Origin of the sequence: Vibrio sp. Evd11 (assembly GCF_900382755.1) — a bacterium.
GTDB lineage: Bacteria > Pseudomonadota > Gammaproteobacteria > Enterobacterales > Vibrionaceae > Vibrio > Vibrio lentus.
In genome coordinates, this window is the sequence record NZ_OSDX01000017.1 from 90,788 (window position 1) to 97,040 (window position 6,253).

Here is a 6,253-nt window from a genome sequence, read left to right on the forward strand (position 1 = left end):
AAGGGGAAAACATCGGCCTTCCCCGTTAAATTGCTATTCCAGTGTTGAGCGTCGATTCGTTGATTGAACAGACGCTCGGGTGTGGTGGTTTACCACCAAGTTTCTACGTTGAAACCAAAGGTAATCTCATCAACCGTTTCAGCATTGATGCTTGTTGCGGTTCCGTAAACCTCATTACCACGATCCCACTCGTTATTTGATTCAGAGTAAGTTGCAAAGATACGAATAGATGGGCGGGCCCATACGCCTTTGCCAGCTTGGAACATTTGAGCGACAGTCACTTTGTACATGTCGTTAGTGCCCGAGCCGTTTTGAGCTTCTACCGTTTCGTAACCCACCTCTAATGCTGTCGACATGTAATCTGTCCATGCATATTGAGGACGAGCACCGACACTGAACCACTTCTCACCATCGTTGTTATCTAGGTTGTTGTCTTGATAAGCGATGGAATACATGACTTGAACGTCTTCACTGATGTTTAAGTCACCATGGTTAAATAAACGCCAGCTGTAGCCATCATGTTCGACACCGGTGCTGTATTTTCGGTTTGAAGCACCTTCAGCACTCATTAGCCCGCCAGCTAAGGCATCGGTACCGTATTGGAAAGCCAAGGTGTTTGAACCGTAGTTCCAAGCTTGACGGTAAAGAGCAGAGAGCATTGCGCCAGAAGTAGTAATGTCTTTATCGTCGTAGCTTGAGTTCTGCGTCGTCACGTAGTTCAAACCAAGAGTAAGATCTGCTGTGTCACTCAATTCAATGCCGCTCAAGCGAGCATCAATGTTATGAAGGCTGCGCCCATCGTCACTAGAATTTGGTGCCATCCAGGCTAAGTGAGCATCAGCAAAGCCGAGATCCCAATCTTCAATACCAAGACCGGTACTGGATGTGTCCCAGTACTTTACATCTATCATGTGGACTTCGTGGCGACGGTAAAAACGTTCTCCTGCCCAAATTTTTGCGTTAGGTTGGCCGTTGATAAGGCCATGACCTGCCGACCAAAGTTGGATCGTGCTGACATCCCCCCAGCTATCTCCACTACCCAGATAGATAGTGGTATCAAAATAGGCGTCATTGTCGCGCCATACATCCGCTTTAACACCGGCTTCCCACCAGTTCAGTTCATTGCCTAAACGATAGTTACCGTAACCTTGGCCTGCTCGAATAACGTCGTTTCGTTCTCCTTTTCCATCGTTATGTTGGTCATTGTCGGTGTAGATGTTGCCCCATTTCGCATAACCAAAATACGTTACGTTTTCCACTGCAGCGGAGCTGATTAATGGGGTAAGGGCCAGAGTGAATCCCAATGCTTTAACTAGCATTTTTTGTTTCATGAAGTGTCTCCATTATTTTTATTTATGGATATTTTTATGTTTGAGTCCTAACTCTAGCGAGAGTGTAAATAAACAATGGAAACGTTTTCATGATGAGGTTGGCATTTTTTCGCTATTGATGGATTTGTGGTGATTTTGTGTGATTTTGATCTGATTATTGAGCTTGTAGTGGGCGTTTTATGGAGGTTTCTGTGAGTTTTTAATGGAATCGTTTTCTATTTTAGGGTTGTTGATGAAGATGGTCGTGCGTTAGATCTGAAGTGCCAGTTACGTTCGAAAATAGGCAATCGTGATGCGAGGCTAGAGCTAGCCTGGGTTTGTGGTGATTTTTGAGGGGAAAAGCAGCCCAGTCAACGACAACTGGGCATGTGAGACAAGGAAGCAAGTATCAAATTCAATGCCGAAGCTAGGCTACAGGCATTGCGTTCTGTACCGTCAAGCTGGAATGTAAAAGTTAGGACCCAGGGAGACACTTCATAGTTGTACTCTAAAGGTTAAGAATACGAGTGTGGTGTGGTGAGTTCAAGAGGAAATGTGTTTGAGCCAATTTTCAAATTACAAAGCCACCATAACACAATGAATTTTAAGGGTTTAATTGTTGTTAAACTCCTGCTTATTTTAGCGTTATAGCGCTTTGTTTAATGTGGAATACTCCTATTTTTTGAGATCAGGAGCATATGTGTTGAGATGGTGGTTGGCATAAATCTTTGAATTAGTAGGTATTATTTGAATCTATTAATCTTGAAATATTTAATGGAAACGTTTTCATGATTTTGGGTTTGATCACAGAAACTCTCAGCTTAATAATTATGATACGGGGTAATTAAACGCGTTAAGGTTAAATAAAATGACGAATAAATCCCTAGTAGAAATTACGGGTAAAGACTCGCAGCTGATCGTTGAACTTGGTGATTTCGCCGAAATTCTGCATTGGGGAGTTCCCGTTCGTGGCGATCTAGCGAACTGTCGTGTTTCTCTTCAAAGGCCAGTTCCTTACGGTCGCCTTGATAATGATGTCGCTATGTCGTTGAGCCCAGAGCTCGGGCGTGGTGTTTTCAGCAGTCCGGCATTAGAAGGGCATCGAGATGGATTGGACTGGGCGCCTGTTTTCTCTATTACGGATATTCAACAAACACCGTCTAGTTTACTTATTGAGAGTGAAGATATACGTGCAGGCTTACGTTTAACAACCGAGTTATGCCTTGATAAACATGATGTTGTGAAATCTCGTCACACCTTGACCAACGTTAAAGCCGGTCTTTATCAGGTGAGCCGTCTCGCCAATACTTTACCATTACCAGCAAGAGCTAATGAGTTGATGACGTACTATGGCCGCTGGGTACATGAATTTCAAACGGTGCGTCAACCCTTACAGCAAGGGGGCTACCAACAAGAAAATCGTCGCGGACGAACATCTCATGAACATTACCCAGCGATGGTTGTCGGTACGGCTAACTTTAATGAAATGGCAGGAGACGTATGGGGTGTTCACTTCGCTTGGAGTGGTAACCACAGATTACGCGCTGATGTAAAAGCAGACGGTCGCCGTTACGTGCAAGCGGAAGTGATTTATCTACCGGGCGAGATGGCATTGGATGAAGGTGAAAGCTTAACAACACCTTGGTTATATGCCAGTTTCAGCTCGGAAGGCCTAAATGGAATGAGCCACCAATTCCATTCTCATGTGCGCCGTTCTGTCTTGCCGGAGTCTTTTGCGAAAAAGCCTCGACCTATCCATCTTAATACATGGGAAGGCATCTATTTTGATCATGATCCTGATTATATTATGTCGATGGCTAGCCAAGCCGCGGATATGGGGGTAGAGCGCTTTATCATTGACGATGGCTGGTTCAAAGGACGTTGTGGAGACAAGGCTGCGTTAGGGGATTGGTTCTTAGATGAAGAAAAATACCCAAATGGTTTAGAGCCGATTGTTGAACACGTTAATAAATTGGGTATGGAGTTTGGGTTGTGGTTTGAACCGGAGATGATCAACAAGGATTCAGACTTATACCGAGCACATCCTGATTGGTTGCTTGAGGTAGACGGCTATGACCAACCAACTGGTCGCAATCAATATGTTATCGATCTTCAGAATCAACAAGCATTCGACTTTCTGTTTGAGCGCCTTGACCACTTCTTAAGTAAGTACAACATTGCTTACATCAAGTGGGATATGAACAGAGAAGTTGTACAACCCGCGCATTTAGGCAAGGCTGCGGCCCATCAACAAACTGCTCGTTATTACCAGTTGGTCGATAAAGTCCGAGAGAAGCACCCTATGGTTGATATTGAATCTTGTGCGGCTGGTGGTGGTCGTATCGATTTTGAGGTTCTTAAGCGTACGCAACGTTTTTGGGCTTCAGATAACAATGATGCCTTAGAAAGACAAACTATTCAGCGCGGGATGAGTTACTTCTTCCCTCCTGAGGTAATGGGAAGCCATATTGGCGCGAGCCACTGCCACAGCACTCGTCGTCGTCATAGTATTGAGTTTCGTGGCCTCACAGCACTGTTTGGTCATATGGGGATTGAATTAGACCCTGTAAAAGAAGTTCAAGAAGAGAAACAGGGCTTTGAACACTACATTAAGTTACATAAGATGCTGCGTCCGTTACTGCATAGCGGGAGAACTTGGCGAGTTCCAACGGACGATAGTGCCCATCAAATCCATGCGGTAGTTTCAGAAGATGTGTCAGAAGCTGTTGTGATGATTGCACAGCTGGCAATGCCAACAAATTCGTTGAGTGGTCATTTACGCATACCTGGGCTAGATCCACAAAGTCTATACAAGGTCTCTGTGATTGATAGACCTTCAAACTATGATGATATCGTAAATTATCAACCGCCATGGACGGAATCTGTCTGTGAATTATCAGGTGCTTGGTGTGCCGAAGTGGGGCTTACGATGCCGATACTTGACGCAGAAACAGCGATGCTGATTAAGTTTGAACGTATCGAGTAAGTTTTAGCTTGGGCAATACATTTGACGAACCGCGTAGGTGAAATTACGCGGTTTTTTGTTTTCAAGAACTATCCAGCAGATTTGATGTGGCCTTATAAAATGGATAAATGTAGTTAACCCTTGGATATCGCATACATGTAATCGTTCTCATGCGGCACTTCACGCCATGAGCGGTTTTTAACGCTTTAATTGGCGATATTCTCTATAAATTCGAATGTTTTATTGTTCGATCTCTCACTTTGGATGTTTGACTGAAAACGTTTCCATGGAGCGGTTGCTGATCACAGTATCTGTTCTTCGGAATAGTTACATTAGCGTCGGACTTGATACTCGAGTGTTTTAAGAAGCGACCACAGAGTGGCTCTAAAACAGAACTTGGGTGGATAAATTATTATAAATCAGAGGTAAGCGTTTCAACGTCTGTTAGGAGATGAAGTTACGCGCCTGAAGGAAATTCTATGTCTGATCAAATTACTCTACAAACCAAATTATCGTATGGACTTGGGGCTTTAGGTAAAGACTTTGCCTGTGCTCCGATCTACATTTTCTTAATGTTTTACTTCACCGATGTTGCTGGGTTGTCAGCGGCATTTGTAGGTACTATCTTTTTGGCCGCGCGTATTGTTGACGCGGTTACTGACCCAATGATGGGTGTTATCGTTGATAACACGCGCTCTAAGTTTGGTAAGTTCCGTCCTTGGATAGTGATTGGAACCCTGTTAAATGCTGTAGTGCTTGTTGGTCTTTTTAGTACGCATATGTTTGAAGGCACTACGTTATACATTTATGCAGCAGCTGCTTATATCCTGTGGGGGCTTACGTACACGATTATGGACATCCCATACTGGTCTATGATTCCTGCGCTGTCTAGCTCTCGCCAAGAACGTGAAAAGCTTGTTGTTTGGCCTCGATTGTTTGCTAGTTTGGCTTGGTTTATTACGGGTACTTATGGGCTACACATTGTAGGTAAACTGGGCGATGGTGACCAAGGACAAGGCTTCGTCAACGTTGCTATGTTGATTGCTGTTCTGTTCGTGATGAGTGCATTTTTAATTGCTCGTAATGTAAAAGAAAAATCCGCTCCAACGAACGCGAAGCCGGCGGAACGTTTCAGCTTTAAAGATGTGCTAGTTATCATTGGTAAAAATGACCAACTAAAAGCGCTTATCGGTACGGTACTGTCGTTCCAAATTGCTAACTTGCTGGTTGGTGGTTTTGCTATTTACTACTTTTCTTACGCATTAGGCAATGCTGATTTGTTTCCGGTTTATATGATGGTTGCAGGTATCGCTGAAGTTGCTGGCGTATTCTTGTTCCCTCGTATTGCTTCGACTTTACCGCGTAAGCACCTATGGGTTATGGCTTGTGGTTTCCCAGTATTGTCTTGTATCACTCTGCTTATCATGGGCTTTATTGCTCCTGGTAATGCCATTCTTATCGGTATCGCAGGCGCAGCAATTAAGTTTGGTGTCGGTATCGCGAACGCACTGCAAACCGTTATGTTAGCGGATGTTGTGGATTACGGTGAGCACAAAACAGGTCGTCGTAGCGAAAGTGTTATCTTCTCTGTTCAGACTATGTTGGTTAAGTTCGCTGGCGCGGCTGGTGGTTTCATTGTTGGTATCGGTTTGTCTGTAGTGGGTTATGTACCAAATGTCGAACAGTCTGACAGCACGATTATGGGTTTACAGTTCATGATGGTAGGAGTTCCTGCGATTCTAATGACTGTGAGTGCTCTAGTTTATAAACGTTACTATCATCTCCATGAAGGCTTTGATAAAGACCAAGCGGATAAAGAGACTCAGGTGAATGCTGTTACTGCAGAAGCATAATCGTTAAAACTATGTCCAATCTCGAATAAAATTCAGTTTATTCACTTAACCAAAACGCCTCCTTGTGAGGTAATGCCGATCAGTTAGAACTAAAGTGATCGGTTGAACGATCCTTCAGAGCTGTC

3 protein-coding genes are annotated in these 6,253 nt (G+C 44.0%); 2 read left to right on the plus strand and 1 reads right to left on the minus strand.

Annotated features, from left to right (window positions below; genetic code table 11):
- Window positions 1-89: 89 nt before the first annotated feature.
- On the minus strand, window positions 90-1,331 hold the full coding sequence (locus ED652_RS10025; RefSeq protein ID WP_122054607.1) for a carbohydrate porin: 1,242 nt from the start codon (window positions 1,329-1,331) through the stop codon (window positions 90-92).
- Window positions 1,332-2,178: 847 nt separating this feature from the next.
- Here ED652_RS10025 and ED652_RS10030 point away from each other — a divergent pair.
- Together ED652_RS10030 and melB are read left to right on the plus strand one after the other, a co-directional pair.
- Window positions 2,179-4,296, plus strand: coding sequence for an alpha-galactosidase (locus ED652_RS10030; protein ID WP_122054609.1), 2,118 nt, complete (start codon window positions 2,179-2,181; stop codon window positions 4,294-4,296).
- A 458-nt stretch (window positions 4,297-4,754) separates the two neighbouring features.
- Entirely contained in the window at window positions 4,755-6,128 is a 1,374-nt protein-coding gene (gene melB / locus ED652_RS10035; protein WP_122054611.1) for a melibiose:sodium transporter MelB, read from the plus strand.
- The last annotated feature ends 125 nt before the right edge of the window (window positions 6,129-6,253 follow it).